Origin of the sequence: Pseudomonas sp. FP1762, from assembly GCF_030687105.1 — a bacterium.
GTDB classification, from domain to species: domain Bacteria; phylum Pseudomonadota; class Gammaproteobacteria; order Pseudomonadales; family Pseudomonadaceae; genus Aquipseudomonas; species Aquipseudomonas siliginis.
Genome location: NZ_CP117458.1, coordinates 898,708 through 923,773 on the forward strand (window position 1 = coordinate 898,708; position 25,066 = coordinate 923,773).

Genomic DNA, 25,066 nt, shown 5'->3' on the forward strand with positions numbered 1-25,066 from the left:
CTGCGCCAAAAAGGAGATCGCATGCTCGAGCTCACTATAGAGCAGATATCCATGGGCCAGTCGGCCGTGGATAAACCCGCTGCCCTGCAATTGCTGGCCAGTCATCTGGTCGCCGATGGTCTGGTTGCCGACGGCTACCTCGCCGGCCTGCAGGCCCGGGAAGCCCAGGGCTCGACCTTTCTCGGTCAAGGCATCGCCATTCCCCACGGTACGCCGGAAACCCGCGATCAGGTATTCGCCACCGGCGTGCGCCTGATGCAGTTTCCCGACGGCGTCGATTGGGGCGATGGCCAGACCGTTTATCTGGCGATTGGCATCGCGGCGAAATCCGATGAACACCTGCGCCTGCTGCAACTGCTGACCCGCGCCCTCGGCGAGACCGATCTGGGCCAGGCCCTGCGTCGCGCCAGCTCGCCCGAAGCGCTGCTGAAGCTGCTGCAAGGCGCGCCGCAGGAACTGGCGCTCGATGCGCAGATGATCGGCCTCGGCGTGTCGGCCGACGATTTCGAAGAACTGGTCTGGCGCGGCGCCCGTCTGCTGCGTCAGGCCGATTGTGTGAGCAACGGCTTTGCCGGCGTGTTGCAGCAGGTTGAAGCGCTGCCACTGGGCGACGGCCTGTGGTGGCTGCACAGCGAGCAGACCGTGAAGCGTCCGGGACTGGCGTTCGTCACCCCGGACAAACCGATGCGCTACCTCGGCCAGCCGCTCAGCGGACTGTTCTGCCTGGCGAGTCTGGGCGAAGCGCATCAGGCGCTGCTCGAGCGTTTGTGCGCGTTGCTGATCGAAGGTCGCGGCCACGAACTGGGCCGCGCCACCAGCAGCCGCAAAGTCCTTGAAGTGCTCGGCGGTGAACTGCCGGCCGACTGGCCGAGTGCACGTATTGCCCTGGCCAATGCCCACGGTCTGCACGCACGACCAGCGAAGATTCTTGCGCAATTGGCGAAGAGTTTTGACGGCGAAATTCGCGTGCGCATCGTCGACAGCCAGGACAGCGCCGTGTCGGTGAAAAGCCTGAGCAAACTGCTCAGCCTCGGCGCCCGCCGCGGTCAGGTGCTGGAGCTGATTGCCGAACCGAGCATCGCCAGCGATGCCTTGCCGGCCTTGCTCGCGGCGATTGAAGAAGGCCTCGGTGAGGAAGTCGAGCCGCTGCCGGCCGTGAGTCAGCAGCGCGAAGTGATCGCCGACATCGCCGAAGTGCTGATCGCGCCGGCCTCCGGCAGCCTGTTGCAGGCGATTCCTGCCGCACCGGGCATCGCCATCGGCCCTGCGCACATTCAGGTGCTGCAAGCCATCGATTACCCGTTGCGCGGCGAGTCGGCGGCCATCGAGCGCGAGCGCCTCAAGCAAGCCCTGAGCGACGTGCGCCGCGACATTCAGGGCCTGATCGAGCGCAGCAAAGCCAAAGCCATCCGCGAGATTTTCATCACTCACCAGGAAATGCTCGACGACCCGGATCTGACCGACGAAGTCGACACCCGCCTCAAGCAAGGCGAAAGCGCCGAAGCGGCCTGGATGGCGGTGATCGAAGCCGCCGCCAAACAGCAGGAATCGCTGCAGGACGCTTTGCTCGCCGAGCGTGCCGCCGATCTGCGCGACATCGGCCGTCGCGTGCTGGCGCAGCTATGTGGCGTGCAGACCGCGAACGAACCTGAGCAACCGTACATTCTGGTGATGGACGAAGTCGGCCCGTCCGATGTCGCGCGTCTGGATCCTGCGCGGGTTGCGGGGATTCTCACCGCGCGCGGCGGTGCTACCGCGCACAGCGCCATCGTCGCCCGCGCGCTCGGTATTCCAGCACTGGTCGGCGCGGGTGCAGCGGTGCTGTTGCTCGAGCCGGGCACGCCGCTATTGCTCGACGGTCAGCGTGGCCGTCTGCATGTCGACGCCGATGCCGCGACCCTCAAACGTGCCGCTGAAGAGCGCGACACCCGCGAGCAACGCCTGAAGATCGCCGCCGAACAACGCCATCAACCGGCACACACCACCGACGGCCACGCCGTCGAAGTGTTCGCCAACATCGGCGAAAGCGCTGGGGTGACCAGCGCGGTGGAGCAGGGCGCCGAAGGCATTGGCCTGCTGCGCACCGAACTGATTTTCATGGCCCACCCGCAGGCGCCGGATGAGGCGACCCAGGAAGCCGAATACCGTCGCGTCCTCGATGGTCTGGCCGGACGGCCGCTGGTGGTGCGCACGCTCGACGTCGGCGGCGACAAACCGCTGCCGTATTGGCCGATCGCCAAGGAAGAAAATCCGTTCCTCGGCGTGCGCGGCATTCGCCTGACCCTGCAGCGGCCGCAGATCATGGAAGCGCAACTGCGCGCCTTGCTGCGTTCGGCCGACAACCGTCCGCTGCGGATCATGTTCCCGATGGTCGGCAGCGTCGAAGAGTGGCGCCAGGCCCGCGACATGACCGAACGCTTGCGTTTGGAAATTCCAGTCGCCGACCTGCAACTGGGGATCATGATCGAGGTGCCGTCCGCCGCGTTGCTTGCGCCAGTGCTGGCCAAGGAAGTGGATTTCTTCAGCGTCGGCACCAACGACCTGACCCAATACACCCTGGCCATCGACCGTGGTCATCCGACGCTGTCTGCACAAGCGGACGGCCTGCACCCGGCGGTCCTGCAACTGATCGACATCACCGTGCGTGCCGCCCATGCCCATGGCAAATGGGTGGGTGTCTGCGGCGAGCTGGCGGCGGATCCGCTGGCGGTGCCGGTGCTGGTTGGCCTCGGTGTCGACGAGCTCAGCGTGTCCGGGCGCAGCATTGCCGAAGTCAAGGCGCGCATCCGTGAACTCAGCCTGCCCCAGGCGCAAACCCTCGCTCAACAGGCCCTGGCCGTGGGCAGCGCGAATGAAGTGCGCGCATTAGTGGAGGCCCTGTAATGGCCAAGATTCTCACCCTGACACTCAACCCGGCACTCGACCTCACCGTCGAGCTGTCGCGGCTGGATGCCGGTCAGGTCAATCGCAGCGAGGAGATGCACACCCACGCTGCGGGCAAAGGCGTCAACGTCGCCCAGGTGCTGGCGGATCTCGGCCATCAGGTCACCGTCAGCGGTTTTCTCGGCGAAGACAATCTGCAAGCGTTCGAAACCCTGTTCGCCAAGCGTGGTTTTGTCGACGCGTTCATCCGCGTGCCGGGCGAGACGCGCAGCAACATCAAGGTCGCCGAACAGGACGGACGCATCACCGACATCAACGGTCCGGGGCCAATGGTCGATGCAATGGCGCAGCAAGCTTTGCTTGATCGCTTGCTGCAGATCGCACCGGGGCACGATGCGGTGGTGGTCGCCGGCAGTCTGCCGCGTGGCGTCACTGCGCAATGGTTGCGCGAGCTGATTGAACGGCTGAACGCGCTCGGCTTGAAAGTCGCCCTTGATTCCAGCGGTGAGGCTTTGCGCGCCGCGTTGCAGGCCAGCCCCTGGCTGATCAAACCGAACACCGAAGAATTGGCCCACGCCCTCGGCTGCGAAGTGGTGTCGCCGATCGCCGAAGCACAAGCCGCCGCACGTTTGCATGCGCAAGGCATCGAGCACGTGGTGATCTCCCACGGCGCCGACGGGGTCAACTGGTTCAGTGTCGGCTCGGCCCTGCATGCCTCGCCGCCGAAGGTCAGCGTGGCCAGCACGGTTGGTGCCGGCGACTCCTTGCTGGCAGGCATGCTCCACGGTCTGCTTAGCGCCGACACCCCCGAGCAAACCCTGCGCACCGCCACCGCGATTGCGGCAATGGCGGTGACCCAGATCGGTTTTGGCATCAACGACGCTGCGCAACTGGCGCAGCTCGAACAGGGCGTGCGCGTGCGTCCCCTGACAGAACAATAAGAGGGTTTGTGATGAAGTTAGCCATTGTTACGGCTTGCCCGAACGGCATGGTCACCAGTGTGCTGTGCGCGCGCCTGCTCGATGCAGCGGCGCAGCGCCAGGGCTGGAGCACCAGCGTTGAAGTGGTCGATCCGGCACACCCGGAACGCGAGTTGTCGGCGGCGACCATCGAAGCCGCCGAGTGGGTCTTGCTGGTCACCACTGGCGCGGTGGACATGAGTCGCTTCGTCGGCAAGCGCGTGTTCCAGATCGCTCCGGCGCAGGCGCTGCAGGATGTCGAAGCGGTACTGCGTCGCGGTGCTGAAGAAGCCGAAGTCTACGTGGCCAGCGCAGTCGAACCGGCCATTGATGCGCCACGTGCGCCGCGCATCGTCGCCATCACGGCCTGCCCGACCGGCGTCGCCCACACCTTCATGGCCGCCGAAGCGTTGCAGCAGACCGCCAAGCGTCTGGGCTATGAATTGCAGGTCGAAACCCAAGGCTCGGTCGGCGCGAAAACCCCGCTCAGCGCAACGGCCATCGCCGAGGCTGACGTGGTGTTGCTGGCGGCGGATATCGACGTCGCCACCGAGCGTTTCGCCGGCAAAAAGATCTATCGCTGCGGCACGGGCGTTGCGCTGAAGCAGTCTGAAGCGACTTTGAAAAAAGCCTTGGCCGAAGGCGCTGTCGAAAGTGCGGCAAGCGACGGCAAGGCCCCGGCCAAGTCCGAGAAAACCGGCGTCTACAAGCACCTGCTCACGGGTGTGTCGCACATGCTGCCAATGGTGGTGGCGGGTGGTTTGCTGATCGCATTGTCGTTCGTGTTCGGCATCACCGCTTACAAGGAAGAAGGCACGCTGGCGGCGGCGCTGATGCAGATCGGCGGCGAAACCGCGTTCAAGCTGATGGTGCCGCTGCTCGCCGGGTACATCGCCTACTCGATCGCCGACCGTCCGGGCCTGGCGCCGGGGATGATCGGCGGCTTGCTCGCAGGCACTCTGGGCGCCGGATTCATCGGCGGGATCATTGCCGGTTTCATCGCCGGTTATGCCGCCAAAGCCATCGCCCGCTATGTGAAATTGCCGCAGAGCCTGGAAGCGTTGAAGCCGATTCTGATCATTCCGTTGCTGGCCAGTCTGGTGACCGGCCTGGTGATGATTTACGTGGTCGGCAAACCGGTCGCCGGCATGCTCGCCGCGCTTACGCAGTTCCTCGACAGCATGGGCACCACCAACGCGATTCTGCTCGGCGTGTTGCTCGGCGGCATGATGTGCGTCGACCTCGGTGGGCCGATCAACAAGGCTGCCTATGCGTTTTCGGTGGGGCTGCTGGCCTCGCAGAGTTACGCACCGATGGCCGCGACCATGGCCGCCGGCATGGTGCCGCCGATCGGTCTGGGCATCGCCACGTTCATTGCCCGGCGCAAGTTCACGCAGACCGAGCGCGAGGCCGGCAAAGCAGCGTTCGTGCTGGGCCTGTGCTTTATCTCGGAAGGGGCGATTCCGTTTGCCGCGAAAGATCCGCTGCGGGTGATTCCAGCGAGCATCGCTGGCGGCGCGCTGACCGGTGCCTTGTCGATGTACTTCGGCTGCAAACTGATGGCGCCGCACGGTGGCTTGTTCGTGCTGGCGATCCCCAATGCGATCAACCATGCGCTGCTGTATCTGCTGGCGATTGTTGCGGGGAGCCTGGTCACGGCGGTGGTGTATGCGCTGCTCAAACGGCCTGAGGCTGTCGAGTTGGCAGTCGAACCCGTCAACGCCTGATACCCGCCAAACCCTGTGGGAGCGAGCCTGCTCGCGAAAGCGGAGTGTCAGCTGAAGATGTGGTAGCTGGCAGGACGCCTTCGCGAGCAGGCTCGCTCCCACAGGAGTCTGCATTGTCATAGCGGATTCATACACCCGTGCTTAAGTTTTCCCTTTTGCAGGGAGAACACCATGAGCGATTTCAATCTCGGTCGGCGTCGCGTCATGCAAGCGGTCGGCGCCGGGCTGTTGCTGCCGGGGCTGGCGCCGGCGGTGATTGCCTCGGTCAAGGATCGTCCGCAGCTCACCGACGGCGTGCAGTCCGGCGACCTGCTCGGCGACCGCGCGATGATCTGGAGCCGCAGCGATCGGCCGGCGCGCATGGTGGTCGAGTGGGACACCGGCAGCCTGTTCGGCAACCCGCGCAAATTCGTCTCGCCACTGGCCGATGCGCGCAGCGATTTCACCGCCCGCGTCGAACTCACCGGCCTGCCGGCCAACCAGGCGATTTTCTATCGCGTGCACTTCGAAGATGCCCAGAGCGGCGTCGCCAGCGAACCGTGGTTCGGCCATCTGCGCAGCGTGCCGACGGCCAGGCGCGACATCCGTTTTGTCTGGAGCGGTGACACCGTCGGCCAAGGCTTCGGGATCAACCCGGACATCGGCGGCATGCGCATTTACGAAGCCATGCGCCTGCGTCTGCCGGACTTCTTTATCCACAGCGGCGACACCATCTACGCCGACGGCCCGGTGCCCGCGCAACTGACCACAGAAAGCGGGCGCATCTGGCGCAATGTCACCACTGAAGCCAAAAGCAAAGTCGCGCAGACCCTCGACGATTATCGCGGCAACTATCGCTACAACCTGATGGACGAAAACATCCGCCGCTTCAACGCCGAGGTGCCGCAGATCTGGCAGTGGGACGACCACGAAGTGGTCAACAACTGGTCGCCGGGCAAGCAGCTGGATGAACGCTATCAGGAGAAAGATATCCACAAGCTGGTCGGCCGCGCGCGGCAGGCGTGGCTGGAATATGCGCCGATGCGTTTGCAAGCGGCGGACGGCGGCGGGCGGATTTATCGCAAGCTCAGCTACGGGCCGATGCTCGACGTATTCGTGCTGGATATGCGCAGCTATCGCGAGGCCAACGATGCCAACCTGGGCGCGGCAAAACCGTTTCTCGGCCGCGAGCAGCTGGACTGGCTCAAGCGTGAGTTGCAGGCATCGACGGCGCAGTGGAAAGTCATCGCCGCCGACATGCCCATCGGCCTTGGCGTGCCGGACGGCGAGGTCAGTGCGGGCGTTGCGCGTTGGGAAGCCGTGGCCAACGGCGACCCCGGCCCGGCGCAGGGGCGAGAGCTGGAAATCGCCGAGCTGCTCGGATTTTTACGTGCGCAGCAGGTGCGCAATTTCGTGTTTCTGACGGCGGACGTGCACTACTGCGCGGCGCATCACTATCATCCGGACCGCGCGGCGTTTCAGGATTTCGAACCGTTCTGGGAATTTGTTGCCGGACCGTTGAACGCCGGCAGTTTCGGGCCGAATCCGTTGGACAAGACGTTTGGCCCAGAGGTGGTGTTCGAGAAAGCACCGCCCGCACAGAACACTTCGCCGTTTGCCGGGTTTCAGTTTTTTGGTGAGGTGAATATCGAAGGGCAGAGCGGCGAGATGAGCGTGGTGTTGCGGGATCTGGATGGTGTAGCAGTGTTTGAGCAGAAGTTGCAGCCTGTTTAATCACGCTGGATCAAAAGCCCCTCACCCCAGCCCTCTCCCGGAGGGAGAGGGAGCCGACCGAAGTGTCTTGCGTCATGCATCGACCTGGAAGACCGAGGTGATTGTGGCTTTGGATTCAGTGAAGAACGCTCAGGTCGGCGTCGATTTCAAGCATCACCCAATCAGTCACCTCGCCCTCTGGGAGGGAGAGGGCCGACTGAGGTGTCTTGCGTCATGCATCGACCTGGAAGACCGAGGTGATTGTGGCTTTGGATTCAGTGAAGAACGCTCAGGTCGGCGTCGATTTCAAGCATCACCCAATCAGTCACCTCGCCCTCTGGGAGGGAGAGGGCCGACCGAGGTGTCTCGCGTTAAGCATCGACCTGGAAGACCGAGGTGATTATGGCTTTGGATTCAGTGAAGAACGCTCAGGTCGGCGTCGATCTCGAGCATCCCCCAATCAGTCCCCTCTCCCTCTGGGAGAGGGCTAGGGTGAGGGCATTTTCCGCTCTGCCGCAATTCTGATGATCTGCTCCAACACGTCATCCATCTGCTGAAGCACCTCAAGATTGCTGAATCGCACGACGTCGATGCCTTGTTGAGACAGGAAGTTCGACCGGCGCCGATCGTGAACCACCCCGGCCGTCTCATAATGCTGGCCACCATCCAGCTCAATCGCCAATCTCAACTCCACACAATAGAAATCCAGCACAAACGGCGGACATGGAAACTGTCGGCGAAATTTCAGGTTGGCTATCTGCCGGGAACGCAGGCGCTGCCAGAGCAGGTGTTCGCAATCTGTCTGGTTGGTGCGCAAGTGGCGGGCGAATTGGGCGAGGGTAGGGCGGCTTGGCATGGCTTCACGGTCCTTGTGAAGTTGAGTGGAGATTTAACAGTAGCCCATTTCCCTCATCGGAACGCCGCCCGCCCAGCCCTCTCCCAGAGGGAGAGGGAGCCGACCGAGGTGATTATGGCTATGGATTCAGTGAAGAACGCTCAGGTCGGCGTCGATCTCGAGCATCCCCCAATCGGTCCCCTCTCCCATTGGGAGAGGGCTAGGGTGAGGGGGTTTTCGCAGGCGTTAGTAAACATCCCGGCGATAGCGGCCCTGTTCGATCAGGCGTTCGACTTCGGCGCTGCCGAGGATATCGTTGAGCGCCTGGTCTACGCCTGAGGCCATCCCTTGAAGGCTGCCGCAGATATAAATGACGGCACCATCAGCCAACCACTTCTTCAGTTCATCCGCCGACTCACGCAAGCGATCCTGCACATAAACCTTCTCAGCCTGATCCCGCGAAAACGCCAGATCCAGCCGCGCCAGATCACCATTGACCAACCACTCCTCGAGCTCGGCGCGGCAGAGAAAGTCGTGCTCGCGGTTGCGCTCGCCGAACAGCAGCCACTGCCGTTGCTGACCATCGGCAATGCGTGCCTTGAGCAGGCTGCGCAGGCCGGCGAGACCTGTGCCGTTGCCCAGCAGGATCATCGGCACGGGTTCGTTCGGCAGGTGGAAACCACTGTTGCGCCGCACGCGCAGGCTGATGCTGCCGCCCACAGGCGCATGCTCGGTGAGCCAGCCGGAGCCGATGCCGAGGCTGCCGTCGTTGTGCTGTTCCTGACGCACGATCAGCTCCAGCAAACCGTCAGCGGCAATCGAGGCGATCGAGTATTCGCGCATCGCCAGTGGCACCATCGCGTCGACCAGCGACTGCGCATGCAAGCCGACCAGATGCGCGCGGTGTTCGGGCAGTTGGCGTGAGGCGAGGGCCACTTCCAGTGGTTCGTCGATGCCGTTGACCTTCACCGGTGTTTCGCCACGGATGCCGAGGCCGTCGAGGAAATGCTCGATCGCCCACGGGCAATTGCGTGGCAGCACTTCGACCAGGTCACCGGCCAGCCAGCTGCGGGTGTCCGGGGCTTTGAGGCCGAGCAGATAGACCGGCGCGCCGCTGCTGTCGGGGTTCATCAGTTCGCGACGGACCAGCGTCCAGTTGTCGTAGCTGGGTGCTTGCCAGGTTTCGCTCGGCGCCTGTCCGGTGAGCTGGCCGAGTTGCGTTTGCCAGTGACGCAGCGCGTAGGGATCGGCGCTGTCGACCTCCACCGGGGCGAACAGCGTCTTGCCGCCGTGCTCGCCGAGCCATTGATGCAAGCGTTTGGCGAAGCCACAGAAGTGCGCGTACTGCCGATCGCCGAGGCCGAGCACGGCGTAGTTGAGGCTGTCGAGTGTCGAGGCCTTGGCCAGCACTTTGCGCTCGAAACCACGGGCGCTGTCCGGTGCTTCGCCGTCGCCGAAGGTGCTGACCACGAACAATGCGTTGTTCGACTCACGCAGATCCTGTTCGCTCAGATTGGCCAGCGGCTGCACGTTGACCGGCAGCCCGGCGGCCTGCAATTGCCCGGCGGTCTGCCACGCCAATTGTTCGGCGAAACCACTTTGACTGGCGAAACCGATCAGCCAGGCCGAAGCCTCGGCGGACGGTTGCGCGAGGCCTTGGCGGGCATCCTTGATCTGCTTTTTCTTGCGCCGACGGTCCAGATACAGCAGCCAGCCAGTGATGAAAAACAGCGGCATGCACACTGCTGCGATCGTCACGATGATGCGCCCGACAAGGCCGAAATAGCTGCCCACGTGCAGCGCATAAATGCTGGTCAGCAATTGGGCCTTGAAGCTTTTGTCGGCATAGCGGTCGACGCGTTTGACCACGCCGGTGGCCGGGTCGAGGGTGATCTGGTTCAGCGCGCGGTCATGGGGCGAGCTGTCGAGCAGGTAGAACACCGTCGCCGGCTGGCCGGCCACCGCCGGCATGCGAATGTTGTACGCGGCCAGACCCGGGCCGGCAGCGCTGTAGATGCTGCTCCACATCGCTGCGTAGTCGGCGGTCGGTGCCGGACCTTCCGGCGCCGGGCCGCGACCGCCGCGTATGCGTTCGTTTTGCGGCGCGTCGGAAAGCAGTCGGGTCAGGCCCTTGTTGTACCACTCGTACGACCATGACAACCCGGTCAACGCCAGCAGCAGATAGACCAAAAGGCACCAGGTGCCGGCCACCGAGTGCAGATCCCAATTGAACGCGCGGCCCTTCTTTTTCCAGTCCAGGGTCAACCACACGCGCCAGCTGTTCCACTGGCGTGGCCAACGCAAATACAGGCCAGAGAGACAGAAGAACAACAGCATCAAGGTGCAGGCGCCGGTGATGTTGCGCCCGGTGTCGCCCATGGCGAGGAAGCGGTGCAGTTGCAGCATCAGGCCGAAGAAATCCTGACCGGTGGCGTCGCCCTTGAACTCGGCGGTGTACGGATCGAAGTAGCGCATCTCGCCACGCCGTTCGCCTTTGGGTGGGGTGAAGTAAACGCGTGCGGCGTGACCGCTGTCGGTCTCGACCCAGAGCATCGCGACTTTCTTGCCGGAGGCGGCTTCGATGCGCTCCACCAGTTCCACTGGCGGCAGCACGCCGGCTACCTGTTTTTCCACCTGCAGAACGGACGGATTGAGCGCGCGCAGGATCTCGTCCTGAAACGAATAGGCCGCGCCGGTGATGCCCATCAGGGCCAGCACCAGCCCTGCGGTGATGCCAAAAAACCAGTGCAACTGGAACAGGGTTTTCTTCAACACGTCACTCGCCGTCCGTTCGGAAATTGTCATCACGGCGCGCATTATGCCGTGGGTTATCAAGAAGCGTTTTGCGTAACACACAAAAGCCCCGTTCAACTGAATGAACGGGGCCGAGCCTCGCGGCACATTCCCTGTGGGAGCGAGCCTGCTCGCGAAAGCGGTGTGTCAGTCAGCATCGATGTTGCTGAAAGATTGCCTTCGCGAGCAGGCTCGCTCCCACAGGTATTCCCATTGGTCAGAAGTGGAAATTGGTGCTCAACAGCGCCGTGCGTCCCGCCGCCTGATTGGCGAAGTGGGTCGAGAAGGCTTTGTCGTAATAGGTTTCGTCGGTCAGGTTCTGCACGTTGAGTTGCAGGTCGACGTTCTTGGTCAGCTTGTAGGCCGCCATCGCGTCGTAACGCACGTACGAATCGACCATCGTCGTGTTGGCGACACTGCCGTAGACGTCGTCGACGTAGAACGCGCCACCACCGATCGTCAGCTTTGGCGTGACCTGATACGTGGTCCACAGGCTGGCGCTGTTTTTCGGCGTGTTCGGCAGATCGTTGCCGTCGTTGGCGCGACCCAACGGACCACCGCCAACCTGTTCGCTGTCCATGAAGGCGTAACCGGCGAACACCTGCCACTTGTCGGTGATCTTGCCGCTGGCCGACAGTTCGAAGCCTTGCACGCGGGTCTTGCCGGCGTTCTCGTAGGAGCTGGTATCGACTTGCACGCGAGCGTTTTCCTTCTCGGTGCGGAAGATGTCGGCGGTCAGCGACAGGCGATCATTGAGCAGATCCCACTTGGTGCCGATCTCGTAGTTCTTGGTGGTTTCCGGCTCCATGTCGCTGCTCAGCAGGTTGCCGCTGCGATCCGGTGTGCCGCCCAGCGGGTTGCCTTCCTGACCTTCGCCCAAGGTGTTCCCCGGCGGTGTCGCCGAGGTCGCATAAGAGGCATAGATGCTGCCGTTTTCCGCCGGCTTGTAGACCACGCCGAACTGGCCGGTGACGAATTCGCTGGTGTCATCACCCTTGGAGGTGGTGGTGCCTGCGGCGTTGTAGGTCTTGTAGTCGGTGTCGAAGTGGTCGTAGCGCAGGCCCATGTTCACCAGCCATTGCTCGGACAACTCCAGCGTGTCGAACACGTAGAGCGCGTAGGTGTCGGCCTGGGTGTCGGTACCGGCGTAGTTACGCGAGATCGCGCCGTTCCACGGATCGTTCGGGTTCGGGTTCGACAGCGAGGTGCAGTTGTAACCGCTCGAAGCGCCAATCATCGCCGGTGTGCAGTTGCTGCTGGAAGGCACATTGGTCGTACGCGGCGTGGTGTCGGTGTTGACGTTGTACGAGGATTTCTCGCTCTGCTCACGGGTGTATTCAACACCGGTGGAGAAGCTGTTCTTGAAACCGGCCACGTAGAAGGTGCCGAACAGGTCGGTCTGGTTGGTGGTGGTTTCGGTGTTGCTCACCCGCGTGTTGGCCCGACGCCAGACGCTGCCGTTGTTGACGTTGCCCTTGCTGTCATCCGGCTGGGTGAGGATGTAATCCTGCATGCTGCTGCCGTGGCGCAGGGTGTTCTTGATGGTCAGCGCATCATTGAGGTCGTGCTCGATGGCGAAGGTCGCGGTGTCGGTGCGGCCCTTGCGGAAGTCACGATCCAGACCATAGAAGTTGTCGTGATCGCCCCCGGCGTATGGCTTGTCCGGGTTGGACTTGGTGCGTGCGGCCGAACCACCGGTTGGGATGGTGTACGGGATGCCCGAGTCCGGGGTGTCGTTGCTTTCCAGATGGTAGTAGTCGAGGTTTACACGGGTATCGGTGCCCAGGCCGAAGGCCAGCGACGGCGCGATGCCCCAACGGTCGTAATCGACCTTGTCGCGACCGGCGACGTTGCTCTCGTGGCTCATCAGGTTGAGACGGCCGGCAGCGCTGTCGCTGAACTGATAGTTGCCGTCGAGGGTGTAGCGCTGGGTCTGGTCGGAGCCGTAGGTGAAGCCGCCGTCGAACGAGTTGCCCAGGTGCGCTTTCTTGCTCACCAGGTTGATGCTGCCGCCGGCGGCGCCGCGACCGCCAATCGCCGAGTTCGGGCCTTTGCTGACTTCGATGTTTTCCACGGCGAAGATTTCGCGGCTCTGCGAACCGGTGTCGCGCACGCCGTCCAGGTAAGTGTCACCCTGAGCATCGAAGCCGCGAATGAATGGACGGTCGCCCTGCGGGTTGCCGCCTTCACCGGCACCGAAGGTAATGCCCGGCACGGTACGCAGGGCGTCCTGCATATTCAGCGCGCCGGTGTCCTTGAGCACTTGCTGCGGGATGACGGTGACCGAGCGCGGCGTGTCGACCAGCGGTGCGGTGTACTTGGGCGAGGAGGCTTTTTCGACCTGATAGGAGGTCGAGTCCTGGGCTTCACCAGTGATGGCGGTGGCATCCAGGGCAATGGCGTTGCCGGAAGTTTTGCTCTCGGTTTTTTCCGCCGCGAAGACCATCTGCCCAGCCGAGCCGGCGGTGATTGCGACACCGATTGCCGAGGCGAGCAGACGTGGTGAACTGACCGGTAATTGTGCGTGTTGACGTGCCATTTTTATTCCCCTCCCCAAGGATTTGAGGCGGCGGAATATAGGGTAAACAGGTATTCGTATCAATTGCGAAACATTGTTATTCGCATTGAATTTACATTCTTTACAATTTGCTCTTACGGTCTCTGCCTGTTCGTTCGTCTCGGGGGTTTTACACAGTCAATAAGAATCAATACCATTGCCGCCTTCTTGCCATCAGGTGACATCGCCATGCTGTTGCACATACCCGGGCTGTTCGCAAAAGACGAAGTGCAGCGCATCCGCCAGGCCCTGGAGCAAGCGGATTGGGCCGACGGCAAGATCACCGCCGGCTTCCAGTCGGCCAAGGCCAAGCACAATCTGCAACTGCCCGAAGGCCACCCGCTGGCCAAGGAAATCGGCGCGGCGATGCTCGAGCGGCTGTGGAAGAATCCGCTGTTCATGTCTGCCGCACTGCCGCACAAAGTCTTCCCACCGCTAGTGAACTGCTACACGGCCGGCGGCAGTTTCGATTTTCACATCGACAACGCCGTGCGCCAGCCCAAGGGCAGCATCGAGCGGGTGCGCACCGATTTGTCGGCTACGCTGTTTTTCAGCGAGCCGGAAGATTACGACGGCGGCGAACTGGAGATTCAGGACACCTACGGCACCCAGCGCGTGAAGCTGCCGGCCGGCGACATGGTGTTGTATCCGGGCACCAGTTTGCACAAGGTCAATGCGGTCACACGTGGTGCGCGTTATGCCTCGTTTTTCTGGACGCAGAGCCTGGTGCGCGAAGACAGCCAGCGCGCGCTGCTGTTCGAAATGGACGGGGCGATTCAGCAGCTTACGCAGGACATGCCTGATCACCCTTCGCTGATCCGCCTCACTGGCACTTATCACAACCTGCTGCGGCGCTGGGTCGAGGTATGAGTTTCCAGTTGCGCCGCGAGGAAGTCCTCGACGCCGCCGGGTTGGCGGTAATGCTTGAAGAAAGTCCCGCCCGCGCTGCGCAGGCGATTTTGCTCGCGGCAGGCGAGGGAGAGGTTGAAGCGCAGGCGCTGCTTGGGCAGATCCTGCTGGACGGTCAGGGCATCGCGCAGGATCAACCGCTTGCATTGCGCTGGTTCGGTATCGCCGCCGGGCGCGGGCATCTGATGGCGCGCAACATGCTCGGGCGTTGTCATGAGCATGGTTGGGGTTGTGCGGCGGATGCCTCGGTCGCGGCGCAGCATTATCGGATCGCTGCCGAGGCGGGGCTGGACTGGGCGATGTACAACCTGGCCAATCTACTGGCCACCGGGCGCGGGGTGACGGTTGATCATCAGCAGGCGCTGGCGTTGTACCGGCGTGCAGCTGAGTTGGGCCATGCGAAATCGATGAACCTGCTGGGGCGCTATCTGGAGGAAGGGCAGGTGTGTCCGGCGGATCCGCTGGCGGCGCGTGACTGGTATCGGCGTTCGGCTGAGGGAGGGGATTTTCGTGGGCAGTTCAGTTATGCGGCGGTGTTGGCGGCTGAGGGGCGGGTTGATGAAGCGGTTGTTTGGCTTGAGAAAGCCTTGGCCGGGGGCAATCTGAATTTTCTGCGGGTGGCGAGTGAAACGCTGTTAAGTGCTACAGATCCAAAAATCCAGGGGATGGCTGCTCGGTTCTCGCTTCGCTATGCAGAATTGCAGCGCGTCTGAATTCGCAAGCCCTCACCCTAACCCTCTCCCGGAGGGAGAGGGGACTGATTGGGGGATGTTTAAGAGGTACGCCGACCTGAAAGTGCTTTGCCGAATCCATAATCGACTCGATCCTTCTGGTCGGTGCATGATGCGCTACACCTCGGTCGGCTCCCTCTCCCTTGGGAGAGGGCTGGGGTGAGGGGCCTCGGTTTCAAGTACCCCGCAAAACTTCAAGTCGAACGCACAGACACAAAAAAGCCCATGACACGTCATGGGCTTTTCACTTGCAGCTAGCAGCTAGAAACTTGCCGCTGCCTCTTAAACGTAAAACGACTTCAGCGGCGGGAAGCCATTGAACTCGACCGCGCTGTAACTGGTGGTGTACGCACCGGTCGACAGCCAGTACAGACGATCACCAATCGCCAGGTTCAGCGGCAGGCCATACTTGTAGTTCTCATACATGATGTCGGCGCTGTCGCAGGTCGGGCCGGCGATGACGACTTCTTCCATCTCGCCTTTCTTCTCGGTCCAGATCGGGAACTTGATCGCTTCGTCCATGGTTTCGATCAGGCCGGAGAACTTGCCCACATCCGTGTAAACCCAACGCTCGACAGCAGTGCGCGACTTGCGCGCAACCAACACCACTTCGCTGACCAGAATACCGGCGTTGGCAATCAGCGAACGGCCCGGCTCGAGGATGATTTCCGGCAGGTCGTCACCGAAATCTTCCTTGAGGAAGCGAATAATCTCTTCGGCGTAGGTTTCCAGGCTGTTGGTGCGGGTGATGTAGTTGGCCGGGAAGCCGCCGCCCATGTTGATCAGCTTCAGGTGAATGCCGTCTTCTTCTTTCAGACGCTCGAAGATTACTTTGACCTTGGCGATCGCCGCGTCCCAGACGCTGATGTCGCGCTGTTGCGAGCCGACGTGGAACGAGATGCCGTACGGCACCAGACCGAGGTCGCGAGCGAGGATCAGCAGGTCCATGGCCATGTCGGTCTGGCAGCCGAACTTGCGCGACAGCGGCCAGTCAGCAGTGGTCGAGCCTTCAGTGAGGATGCGCACATAGACTTTCGAACCCGGTGCAGCCTTGGCGATGTTGCGCAGGTCGGCTTCGGAGTCGGTGGAGAACAGACGCACGCCTTTCTCGTAGAAGTAGCGGATGTCCTTGGATTTCTTGATGGTGTTGCCGTAGCTGATACGGTCCGGGCTGACGCCGCGATCCATGACTTTGTCCAGCTCGTAGATCGAGGCGATGTCGAAGCTCGAACCCTTGTCTTTGAGCAGGTCGATGATCTCGACGGCCGGGTTGGCCTTGACCGCGTAGTAGACCTTGGCGAATTCGAAACCGGCGCGCAGGTCATCGTAGGCCTGGGCGATCATCGCGGTGTCGATCACCACGAACGGGGTTTCCTGTTTGTCGGCGAACGCCTTCATTTTGTCGAATGTAGCGCGCGCGAAATAGTCTTCGACCTGGATCGACATGCTGGGTGCTCCTATGGGCAAACTCGTAAAAACAATGGGTGCATGAACGCCCTCCGTATCCCCACTTTGGTTCGCCTACTTCCCAAGGCATTGCCGCCGAAAGCAAAAAGGCCCAGAGATGTGCAGCTATCCCTTGGCCTTGCTGTCTCGTCGTCAGTACTTGAGCCGGATGGATCGTTTCCAGCATGGACGTTCGGCGCGAACTTTAGGGCGTGAGGGGCGCGAGATCAACTAAAAATGTCGCGTTTTTGCACGCTTCTGACGTGCGTCGCGTTCATCACTCCTTCTACCCGACCGAGATGACGGGCAGATGTTCCCGGCGAATTTTCGAGTGTTAAAAATACCTGCACGTTCGTGGCTTTTGTCGGCTAGATCGTTGGTAAGTGTGATGGCGGCAACATCGGCGACGTTGGCAGCGAGAGAGTCTTTTGAAGGGGGATTTGAACCTTGAAGAAGCTGAATTGACGACGCTCTTGCAGGAGAGGCTGTTGAGATTCTTTGTCACCCAGTGAAGATCAACAAAATTACGTAGATCCTGTGGGAGCGAGCCTGCTCGCGAAGGCATTTTCACAGCCGCCATCAGCGTCGACTGATATTGCGCTTTCGCGAGCAGGCTCGCTCCCACAGGGATCGGGTTTCAACCGCGTAGATGGTTTACGCGACCACGGTCTCAGCCGGCGAGACGATACTGGTCTTCATCCCCCGTGAACGTCCCGAACTCAGGTATGCCGCAATCGACTCCTGCGTCACTTCACCGAGGAATACCCGTTCGGCATCCATCACCGGCAGCCAGGCGCGGTTGAACTCGTACATGCGCGACAACAGGATGCGCAGGTGCTCGTCGTACGCTGCGGTGGCGTTGAACTCACGCAGGAACTGCGCGCAGGTGCCGGTCTGACGATGCAGGTCGCGACGGCGCACGTACCCCAGCGCCTTGTTCTCGGCGCAGGTGACCACCACGTAGCGACGGTCGTGCTCGTCCATCAATTCCAGCGCATCGGCCACTGGCGTTTCCGGGCTGACCGACGGCGCGTTGTCCGCCGCGTCTTCGGCTTTCACCAACAGCAGGCGTTTGAGCGTGCTGTCCTGACCGACGAAATTGCTGACGAAATCATCCGCCGGATGCGCGAGCAGGGTGTCCGGGTGGTCGATCTGCAGCAGTTTGCCGGCGCGGAAAATGGCGATCTTGTCGCCCAGCTTGATCGCTTCGTCGATGTCGTGGCTGACCATGATCACGGTCTTGTTCAGCGCGCGTTGCATCTCGAAGAATTCGTTCTGGATCATCTCGCGGTTGATCGGGTCGACCGCGCCGAACGGCTCGTCCATCAACAGCAGCGGCGCATCAGCGGCCAAGGCGCGGATCACACCGATACGCTGTTGCTGACCACCGGACAATTCACGCGGGTAGCGATGCAGATACTGCTTGGGCTCAAGCTTGATCATGCTCATCAGCTCGCGGGCGCGGTCGTGGCATTTCTGCTTGTCCCAACCGAGCAGTTTCGGCACGACGACGATGTTTTCTTCGATGGTCATGTTCGGGAACAGACCGATCTGCTGGATCACGTAGCCGATGTTGCGGCGCAGGGTCACCTCGTCGAGATCGGTGGTGTCTTCACCGTTGATGAGGATCTTGCCCGAAGTCGGTTTGATCAGGCGGTTGATCATTTTCAGCGTGGTGCTTTTGCCGCAACCCGATGGCCCGAGGAACACGCAGATCTCGCCTTCATTGACGGTCAGGCTTACCGAATCCACGGCTTTGACATCTTTGCCGTTGCTTTGGAAAGTTTTGCTGAGGTTTTGAAGTTCGATCATTTCAGGAGTCCTTTTGGAGTCAACGAGCGTTGCAGCCATTGGAGAAACAGGTCGGCGAAGATCGCCAGAAGACTGACCAGCAGCGCGCCGACGATAAGCATCGACATGTCACTGCGGCTGATGGAGGCGAGGATCAACACACCGAGGCCGCCGGCGCCGATGGTGGCGGCGATGGTCATCACGCCGATGTTCATCACCACGGCGGTGCGCACGCCAGCGAGGATCACTGGCACCGCAATCGGCAGTTCGACCATGCGCAGGCGCTGGCCGAAGGTCATGCCGATGCCGCGCGCGGCTTCGCGGATGCCCGGTTCAACGCCGGTCAGGGCGAGGTAGGTGTTGCGCATGATCGGCAGCAGCGAATAAAGGAACACGGCGGTGATCGCCGGCAGCGGCCCCAGGCCCTGGCCGAACTTGGAATAGAACGGCAGCAGCAGACCGAACAGGGCGATCGACGGCACGGTCAGCAGCACCGTGGCACTGGCTTGCAGCGGGCCGGCGAGGGTGGGAAAGCGTGTCATCAGGATGCCCAGCGGCACGCCGATGACGATCGCCAGGGTCACGGCGATGCCGACCAGAGTGATGTGCTGCCAGGTCAGGTGCATCACCTGCTGCCAGTCGAGATGGGAAAAGGCGTTCAGAAATTCCATGACTTCTCCTCTCTTAATTCAGTGGATGCTGGCGCAGGAAATCGGCGGCAACGGACGATGGGCTTTCGTGGTCGACGTCGACCCGCGCGTTGAGCTGGCGCATGGTTTCGTCGTCGAACAGTTCGGCCAGCGGCTTGAGTTGTTCGGCCAGTTTCGGGTTGGCGTCCAGCGTGGCCTGACGCACCACGGGAGCGGCGGTGTAGTCGGGGAAGTAATGCTTGTCGTCTTCCAGCAATTTCAGGCCGAAGGCATTGAGGCGGCCATCGGTGGTGTAGACCAGACCGGCAAACACCTGACCGTTACGTAGCGCGGTGTAGACCAGGCCGGCGTCCATCTGGCGGATGTTCTTGCGGGTCAGGTTCATGTCGTAGAGCTTGACCATGCCGTCGAGACCGTCGGAGCGGTTTGCGAACTCGGTATCCAGCGCCACCAGGTGGTTGGTCTTGGCCTCGGCGCGCAGCACTTCGTTGAGCTGGCTGATGTTGCCGATCTGCGGGTACTCCTCGGCGACCTTTTTCGGCAGGGCGAGGGCATAGGTGTTGCTGAATTTCGACGGGGTCAGCCAGACCAGGCCTTTTTTCGCGTCGAGTTCTTTCACCCGGGCGTAGGACTGCGCGCTGTCGAGTTTTTCCGTGACATGGTTGTAGGCCACCAGCGACACGCCGGTGTATTCCCAGAGCATGTCCAGCTGGCCACTTTCGTGGGCGCTGCGGGCGAGGTTGCTGCCCAGCCCACCGGTGATCTGCGCGTCGTAGCCTTTGCTGCGCAGGTATTGCGCGGTGATTTCCGCGAGCAGAGTCTGCTCGGTGAAGACCCGGGCGCCGAGGCGGATGACCGGTTTTTCAGCGGCTTGCGCGATTCCTGCGAACAGCAGGACGCAGCCTAAGATCAAGCTAAGTCGTTTCATAAATATTCCTTCGCAAAGCCTTAAGACGGGCGCAGACCGCGTTCCAGCCATAGGCGGCTGGCAAGGGTGACCACGCCATCGAGCAACAGCGCCAACAGCGCGGTGCACGCGGCGCCGAGCAGCAGTTGCGGCTGATTGTTCAGGGCGATGCCGGGGAAGATCAGGCTGCCGAGGCTGTTGGCGCCGATCAGGAACGCCAGCGGCGCGGTGCCGACGTTGATCGCCAGTGCGACACGCACGCCACCGACGATGATCGGCACGGCGTTGGGCAATTCGACTTTCCACAGCACTTGGCGCGGCGTCATGCCGATGCCGACAGCGGCTTCTTTCAGCGAGCCCTGAACATTTTTCAGGCCTTCATAGGTGTTGCGCACAATCGGCAACAGCGAGGCGAGGAACAGCGCGAAGATTGCCGGACCACTGCCGATGCCGAGGATGCCCAGCGCAATCGCGAGCACGGCCAGCGGTGGCACGGTATTGCCGATATTGAAGATCTGCATGAAGCGTTCGGCGCGGCCGACCATGGTCGGGCGGCTGAGGAAGATACCGGCGGGAATGCCCACGACAAGGGCGGCCAGCATGGAAGCGAGGACGAGAATCAGATGAGCTTGCAGGTAAAACAACAAATCGTCGCGGTAGTGTTCGATCGTGTTGATGCCGATCCAGTGGACCAGCAGGGCCAGGAGCGCGATCACCACCGCACCTCCCATCAGCCCTTTGCCATAGCGGATAGCCACAGGCGGACTCCTTTTTTTGTAGTCGGCGAGCGCTGCTCCGCGTGGCAAGCCATTCCTGGCTGCCGGAGTCAGCGTTCGCGAAAAGTAGCCGTTTTCCAGCACCGGCCAAGCGGTGCGAAAGCGAGCCATGAGCGCAGCCTCGTCAGGCTAACTTGCTGATTTTTCAGCCCCTGACGAAAGTTCGTAACAGGGGATGGACGTCTCCGTGCTTTAAAAGGTTCCCATCTGCGGCAGCATTTGGCCACCCTTAATGTGCTCAACGGTTCGGTTATTGCATCGAGTTGGGCTATAATCGCGGCCCTTTTTTGAATCACCGCCAGGCGATTTCCCATGACCCAACAGGCCGCCGAAGTCGCGAAACGCCGCACTTTCGCCATTATTTCCCACCCCGATGCCGGTAAAACCACGATCACCGAAAAGCTCCTGTTGATGGGCAAGGCGATTGCAGTGGCCGGTACGGTGAAATCCCGTAAATCCGATCGCCATGCGACATCCGACTGGATGGAGATGGAGAAGCAGCGGGGTATTTCCATTACCACGTCGGTCATGCAGTTCCCCTATCGCGAACACATGATCAACCTGCTCGACACCCCGGGCCACGAAGACTTCTCCGAAGACACCTACCGCACCCTGACAGCGGTGGACTCGGCCTTGATGGTGCTCGACGGCGGTAAGGGTGTAGAGCCACGGACCATTGCGCTGATGGACGTCTGCCGTCTGCGTGACACGCCGATCGTCAGCTTCATCAACAAACTCGACCGTGACATCCGCGACCCGATCGAACTGCTCGACGAGATCGAAGCCGTTCTGAAGATCAAGGCTGCGCCGATCACCTGGCCGATCGGTTGCTACCGCGATTTCAAGGGCGTGTATCACCTGGCCGACGACTACATCATCGTTTACACCGCCGGTCATGGTCACGAGCGCACCGAAACCAAGATCATCGAGAAACTCGACTCCGACGAGGCGCGCGCGCACTTGGGCGACGAGTACGATCGTTTCATCGAGCAGCTGGAACTGGTGCAGGGCGCCTGTCACGAATTCAACCAGCAGGAATTCCTCGACGGCCAACTGACCCCGGTGTTCTTCGGTACCGCATTGGGCAACTTCGGTGTCGACCACGTGCTCGATGCTGTCGTCGATTGGGCGCCGCGTCCGCTGGCCCGTGTGGCCAATGAGCGTACCGTCGAGCCGGTGGAAGAGAAGTTCTCGGGCTTCATCTTCAAGATCCAGGCGAACATGGACCCGAAACACCGCGACCGCATCGCCTTCATGCGTATCTGCTCCGGCAAGTACGAAAAAGGCATGAAGATGCGCCACGTGCGTACCGGCAAGGACGTGCGCATCGGCGACGCCCTGACGTTCTTCTCTTCCGAGCGTGAACAGCTCGAAGAAGCCTACGCTGGCGACATCATCGGCCTGCACAACCACGGCACGATCCAGATCGGCGACACCTTCAGCGAAGGCGAAGTCCTCGGTTTCACCGGTATTCCGCACTTCGCCCCGGAACTGTTCCGTCGCGTGCGTCTGCGTGATCCGCTGAAGTCCAAGCAATTGCGTCAGGGCCTGCAGCAGTTGGCGGAAGAGGGCGCGACGCAGGTGTTCTTCCCCGAGCGCAGCAACGACATCATTCTCGGCGCCGTCGGTGTGCTGCAGTTCGATGTGGTCGCCAGCCGTTTGAAAGAGGAATACAAGGTCGAGTGCTCGTATGAGCCGATCACTGTGTATTCGGCGCGCTGGATCGAGTGCGACGACAAGAAGAAGCTTGAGGAGTTTTCCAACAAGGCGGTGGAGAACCTCGCGCTCGATGGCGGTGGTCACCTGACTTACCTGGCGCCGACGCGGGTGAATCTGGCGTTGATGGAAGAGCGGTGGCCGGATGTGAAATTCCGCGCGACGCGTGAGCATCATTAAGGTTTGAGGTGTTTTTCTGAAAGCCCCTGAGGTGTAGGCCTTGGGGGCTTTTTTATGGGCTGCCGGTTTTGGTCTTGGCGGCCTTTGGGCCGACCATGTTCTTGGGGTTTTGGGTGAATATCCGTTGCTGCGGGGGCTGCGGCTGGCGGTTTCGCCCTTACGGCGACTTACTTTTTTACAAGCGCCTAAAAAAGTAAGCAAAAAACGCTTGCTCCTGCGTTCGGCCCTCGCAGGCTCGGGTTCCTTCGCTCCGGGATCGATCCGGGCGCAGCGGCTCCGGTTTGCTTCGCTGCACCTCCTTCCGCTGTGTTCGACTTCGTCGAACGGTCGCTGCGCTCCCACGCCCGGATCAATCCCTCCACTCAGCCTTCCGACGTCGCCGGTGAGTCAAGATCAAAAGCACTCGAGCTTGCGCTCATTGTTTTGAGTGGCGAGAAGCGTGTGGTCTGCTTTGGATCTGTGTTGGATTCGCCCCTCATCGGAACGCCGCCCGCCCAGCCCTCTCCCGAGGGAGAGGGGGCCGATTGATGATCTGTTCAAATCCCGAGTTCGGCTCGGTATTTCAGGTCGGCGTACCTTGCCCAAGCGACCCGGTCAGTCCCCTCTCCCTCCGGGAGAGGGTTAGGGTGAGGGGCTTTTGATCTTTAACGCCGCGTGAAAAATCAAGTTGAATCCGGGCGCGGCGATTTTTCCGTAAGGCGTTTTCCCTCTACGTCGTAGCCATGCTCTGCTTTTACTTCCGCTGACCTCACCCCCACGACATTCCAATCCAAGCCGTCTACTGTTCATCAAACCCTCGCGCCCATCGGACGTTACATGCTCAAAGGACTGACCCAACTCCTGCGCCCCAACGGCTATTTCACCCCCATGGCCTGGGTCCTCGCGGCTCTGTTGTTCATCAACCGCCTCAGCGCCATGGTCAAGTTGTTCATGGCGCTGTACCTGCGTCAGGAACTGGGGCTGGCGATTGAAACCGTTGGCTGGTTGCTTTCGGCCTATGGCGCGGGGTTGTTGGTCGGTTCGATGCTCGGTGGCTGGCTCAGTGATCATGTGCGCACGGCGCGGCTGACGGCGGCGTTGTTTTTCGTTTCGGTGTGGGTGTTGATGCTGTTGGGGCTGGTGACGCAGGTGCCTTGGCTCGCCGGTTTGCTATTGCTTAGCGGTGTCATCGATGGGGCGATTCGGACGTTGCATCAGCGGCTGATCATGGAGTATTGCGAAGTCGCGCAACGCTCGCGTGCGCAGGCCCTGAGTCGGGTCGCGCGTAATCTCGGCATGGCCGCTGCCGGGGTGGCGGGTGGGGTGTTGGCGCAGGCGGATTTTCGTTGGGTGTTTTTTGCCAGTGCAGCGATGACGATGCTGGCGTTGCTGTGGTTCGCGCGCACGACGTGGCGGCGGCCGGTGCTGGTGGTTGGAGACGAATCCGCCGATGGCTCGAGCGTGCCGCTTCGCGACAAGCCGTTCCTCTGGTTGCTGGCGGCGACGGCCGTGCTCGGCATCGCGTTCGACACGGTCTACAGCACGCTGGGTAATTATCTGCGTGACTACTACCACCTGAGCACAGAGGCGATCGGCTGGCAGTTCGGGCTCAATGCGCTGTTGGTGATCGCTTTACAAATCCCGCTGTCGCACTCGGTCGAACGCTGGGGCTCGCGTTGGCAGATGCTCGTTGGCAGTGTCCTGTTGGCCTGTGGGCTGGGCATGTTGCCGTTCGGTTCCGGCTTGGCTTTTGTCTGTCTGTCGACGCTGATCTGGACGCTGGGCGAGGCGCTGTTCATGCCGCCACTGAATGTGCTGGCGATGCACTTTGCGCAGAGCGGCAAGAGCGGTCAGTACTTCGGGCTGTTCTTCATGAGCTGGAGTGCCAGCGCGCTGTTGTCGCCGGTGCTCAGCGGTCAGCTGTATGGCCAGTTTGGCGGGCACAGTGTCTGGTTGATGAGCGCGCTGCTGGTGCTGATTTCCATTCCACTGACCTGGCAGGCCACACGCGGCGCTTAGCTGATTCGGTTATCGGGATTATTCGAAAGCAATCTGGCGGTCGATGGCATTTCTGCCTGCGCGGTCGCGTCCTAAGTGGTGAGCCGGTCGGATCGCAACTAGATTTCACACGGAGCCAGTCCGGCAAGCATGTCTTAGCGCAACAGGATGGAGTCGGCCATGAAAAGCAGATTGCTACGGGTTTTGATGTTGTTGAAAGTGATGGTGATGCTGTCCCTCGGCACGGCAACGGCCTGGGCCGAGTGCGAGGATCACGAATCTCAGGCGTTCAATGGGCAGGTCGGGCATAGCGGGCTGATGCTGGCCAAATCCGAGTCGGAGCCGGGGGATATGAATCAGGGTGGCAGCGCCGAAGATGATGACTCGACGACCGACGAGCCGGACACCGATGATCCGGGTGACGAAGGCGATAGCCAGACATAGATCGCCGGCCAAAGAAAAACCCCTTCTGCCTCGACTGATGCGCAATGGAGGTGGAAGGGGTTTTGTTATCGCGTGAACTCTTGAATCAACACG

The 25,066-nt window shown here is 61.4% G+C and carries 17 protein-coding genes; 9 read left to right on the plus strand and 8 right to left on the minus strand.

Annotated elements, in window-relative coordinates:
- Positions 1-21 precede the first annotated feature (21 nt).
- From ptsP to PSH90_RS03840, 4 genes are all read left to right on the plus strand, one after another.
- Entirely contained in the window at positions 22-2,883 is a 2,862-nt protein-coding gene (gene ptsP / locus PSH90_RS03825; RefSeq protein ID WP_305382204.1) for a phosphoenolpyruvate--protein phosphotransferase, read from the plus strand.
- On the plus strand, positions 2,883-3,824 hold the full coding sequence (gene pfkB, locus PSH90_RS03830; RefSeq protein ID WP_256809566.1) for a 1-phosphofructokinase: 942 nt from the start codon (positions 2,883-2,885) through the stop codon (positions 3,822-3,824). Before ptsP ends, pfkB begins: the two co-directional genes overlap by 1 nt.
- 11 nt (positions 3,825-3,835) lie before the next feature.
- Positions 3,836-5,569, plus strand: a complete 1,734-nt coding sequence (locus tag PSH90_RS03835) for a PTS fructose-like transporter subunit IIB (RefSeq protein WP_305382205.1) — start codon at positions 3,836-3,838, stop codon at positions 5,567-5,569.
- Positions 5,570-5,740: 171 nt separating this feature from the next.
- Complete coding sequence (locus tag PSH90_RS03840; RefSeq protein WP_305382207.1) at positions 5,741-7,282, plus strand: alkaline phosphatase; 1,542 nt, start codon at positions 5,741-5,743, stop codon at positions 7,280-7,282.
- Positions 7,283-7,748: 466 nt separating this feature from the next.
- On the opposite strand, the gene PSH90_RS03845 is transcribed toward PSH90_RS03840, so the two are convergent.
- The 3 genes from PSH90_RS03845 to PSH90_RS03855 form a co-directional block, all read right to left on the minus strand.
- On the minus strand, positions 7,749-8,117 hold the full coding sequence (locus PSH90_RS03845; protein ID WP_056782898.1) for an endonuclease domain-containing protein: 369 nt from the start codon (positions 8,115-8,117) through the stop codon (positions 7,749-7,751).
- Positions 8,118-8,342: 225 nt separating this feature from the next.
- Entirely contained in the window at positions 8,343-10,871 is a 2,529-nt protein-coding gene (locus tag PSH90_RS03850) for a sulfite reductase flavoprotein subunit alpha (protein WP_305383106.1), read from the minus strand.
- A 235-nt stretch (positions 10,872-11,106) separates the two neighbouring features.
- The gene (locus PSH90_RS03855) at positions 11,107-13,428 is read right to left on the minus strand and encodes a TonB-dependent siderophore receptor (RefSeq protein WP_305382208.1); all 2,322 of its coding nucleotides are present in this window, start codon (positions 13,426-13,428) and stop codon (positions 11,107-11,109) included.
- A 207-nt stretch (positions 13,429-13,635) separates the two neighbouring features.
- Here PSH90_RS03855 and PSH90_RS03860 point away from each other — a divergent pair, with 207 nt between their 5' ends.
- Together PSH90_RS03860 and PSH90_RS03865 are read left to right on the plus strand one after the other, a co-directional pair.
- On the plus strand, positions 13,636-14,316 hold the full coding sequence (locus PSH90_RS03860) for a Fe2+-dependent dioxygenase (RefSeq protein ID WP_130928102.1): 681 nt from the start codon (positions 13,636-13,638) through the stop codon (positions 14,314-14,316).
- Positions 14,313-15,068: a tetratricopeptide repeat protein gene (locus tag PSH90_RS03865; protein WP_305382210.1), complete on the plus strand. Its 756-nt coding sequence runs from the start codon at positions 14,313-14,315 to the stop codon at positions 15,066-15,068. Before PSH90_RS03860 ends, PSH90_RS03865 begins: the two co-directional genes overlap by 4 nt.
- A gap of 300 nt (positions 15,069-15,368) precedes the next feature.
- Here PSH90_RS03865 and PSH90_RS03870 read toward each other — a convergent pair whose 3' ends face one another.
- The 5 genes from PSH90_RS03870 to PSH90_RS03890 form a co-directional block, all read right to left on the minus strand.
- Positions 15,369-16,532, minus strand: a complete 1,164-nt coding sequence (locus PSH90_RS03870) for a type III PLP-dependent enzyme (RefSeq protein WP_016771733.1) — start codon at positions 16,530-16,532, stop codon at positions 15,369-15,371.
- 654 nt (positions 16,533-17,186) lie between these two features.
- Positions 17,187-18,344 (minus strand): betaine/proline/choline family ABC transporter ATP-binding protein, encoded by a 1,158-nt coding sequence (locus PSH90_RS03875; RefSeq protein ID WP_016771732.1) that lies wholly within the window; start codon positions 18,342-18,344, stop codon positions 17,187-17,189.
- Positions 18,341-18,994, minus strand: coding sequence for an ABC transporter permease (locus PSH90_RS03880; RefSeq protein WP_039759484.1), 654 nt, complete (start codon positions 18,992-18,994; stop codon positions 18,341-18,343). The genes PSH90_RS03875 and PSH90_RS03880 overlap by 4 nt, the downstream gene beginning before the upstream one ends.
- Before the next feature lie 13 nt (positions 18,995-19,007).
- Complete coding sequence (locus PSH90_RS03885) at positions 19,008-19,901, minus strand: glycine betaine ABC transporter substrate-binding protein (protein WP_305382212.1); 894 nt, start codon at positions 19,899-19,901, stop codon at positions 19,008-19,010.
- Positions 19,902-19,921: 20 nt separating this feature from the next.
- Positions 19,922-20,611 (minus strand): ABC transporter permease, encoded by a 690-nt coding sequence (locus PSH90_RS03890; RefSeq protein WP_172667905.1) that lies wholly within the window; start codon positions 20,609-20,611, stop codon positions 19,922-19,924.
- Between the two features lie 357 nt (positions 20,612-20,968).
- Between PSH90_RS03890 and PSH90_RS03895 the strand changes: the two genes are divergently transcribed.
- The 3 genes from PSH90_RS03895 (at position 20,969) to PSH90_RS03905 (ending at position 24,973) form a co-directional block, all read left to right on the plus strand.
- Positions 20,969-22,552: a peptide chain release factor 3 gene (locus PSH90_RS03895; protein WP_039759481.1), complete on the plus strand. Its 1,584-nt coding sequence runs from the start codon at positions 20,969-20,971 to the stop codon at positions 22,550-22,552.
- A gap of 816 nt (positions 22,553-23,368) precedes the next feature.
- Positions 23,369-24,550 (plus strand): MFS transporter, encoded by a 1,182-nt coding sequence (locus PSH90_RS03900; protein ID WP_305382213.1) that lies wholly within the window; start codon positions 23,369-23,371, stop codon positions 24,548-24,550.
- A 159-nt stretch (positions 24,551-24,709) separates the two neighbouring features.
- Positions 24,710-24,973, plus strand: coding sequence for a hypothetical protein (locus PSH90_RS03905; protein WP_056782908.1), 264 nt, complete (start codon positions 24,710-24,712; stop codon positions 24,971-24,973).
- Positions 24,974-25,066 lie beyond the last annotated feature (93 nt).

Coding starts and splice junctions, on each gene's coding strand:
- ptsP (WP_305382204.1), top strand. CDS start 22: ATGCTCGAGCTCACTATAGAGCAGATATCCATGGGCCAGTCGGCCGTG.
- pfkB (WP_256809566.1), top strand. CDS start 2,883: ATGGCCAAGATTCTCACCCTGACACTCAACCCGGCACTCGACCTCACC.
- PSH90_RS03835 (WP_305382205.1), top strand. CDS start 3,836: ATGAAGTTAGCCATTGTTACGGCTTGCCCGAACGGCATGGTCACCAGT.
- PSH90_RS03840 (WP_305382207.1), top strand. CDS start 5,741: ATGAGCGATTTCAATCTCGGTCGGCGTCGCGTCATGCAAGCGGTCGGC.
- PSH90_RS03845 (WP_056782898.1), bottom strand. CDS start 8,117: ATGCCAAGCCGCCCTACCCTCGCCCAATTCGCCCGCCACTTGCGCACC.
- PSH90_RS03855 (WP_305382208.1), bottom strand. CDS start 13,428: ATGGCACGTCAACACGCACAATTACCGGTCAGTTCACCACGTCTGCTC.
- PSH90_RS03860 (WP_130928102.1), top strand. CDS start 13,636: ATGCTGTTGCACATACCCGGGCTGTTCGCAAAAGACGAAGTGCAGCGC.
- PSH90_RS03865 (WP_305382210.1), top strand. CDS start 14,313: ATGAGTTTCCAGTTGCGCCGCGAGGAAGTCCTCGACGCCGCCGGGTTG.
- PSH90_RS03870 (WP_016771733.1), bottom strand. CDS start 16,532: ATGTCGATCCAGGTCGAAGACTATTTCGCGCGCGCTACATTCGACAAA.
- PSH90_RS03875 (WP_016771732.1), bottom strand. CDS start 18,344: ATGATCGAACTTCAAAACCTCAGCAAAACTTTCCAAAGCAACGGCAAA.
- PSH90_RS03880 (WP_039759484.1), bottom strand. CDS start 18,994: ATGGAATTTCTGAACGCCTTTTCCCATCTCGACTGGCAGCAGGTGATG.
- PSH90_RS03885 (WP_305382212.1), bottom strand. CDS start 19,901: ATGAAACGACTTAGCTTGATCTTAGGCTGCGTCCTGCTGTTCGCAGGA.
- PSH90_RS03890 (WP_172667905.1), bottom strand. CDS start 20,611: ATGGGAGGTGCGGTGGTGATCGCGCTCCTGGCCCTGCTGGTCCACTGG.
- PSH90_RS03895 (WP_039759481.1), top strand. CDS start 20,969: ATGACCCAACAGGCCGCCGAAGTCGCGAAACGCCGCACTTTCGCCATT.
- PSH90_RS03900 (WP_305382213.1), top strand. CDS start 23,369: ATGCTCAAAGGACTGACCCAACTCCTGCGCCCCAACGGCTATTTCACC.
- PSH90_RS03905 (WP_056782908.1), top strand. CDS start 24,710: ATGAAAAGCAGATTGCTACGGGTTTTGATGTTGTTGAAAGTGATGGTG.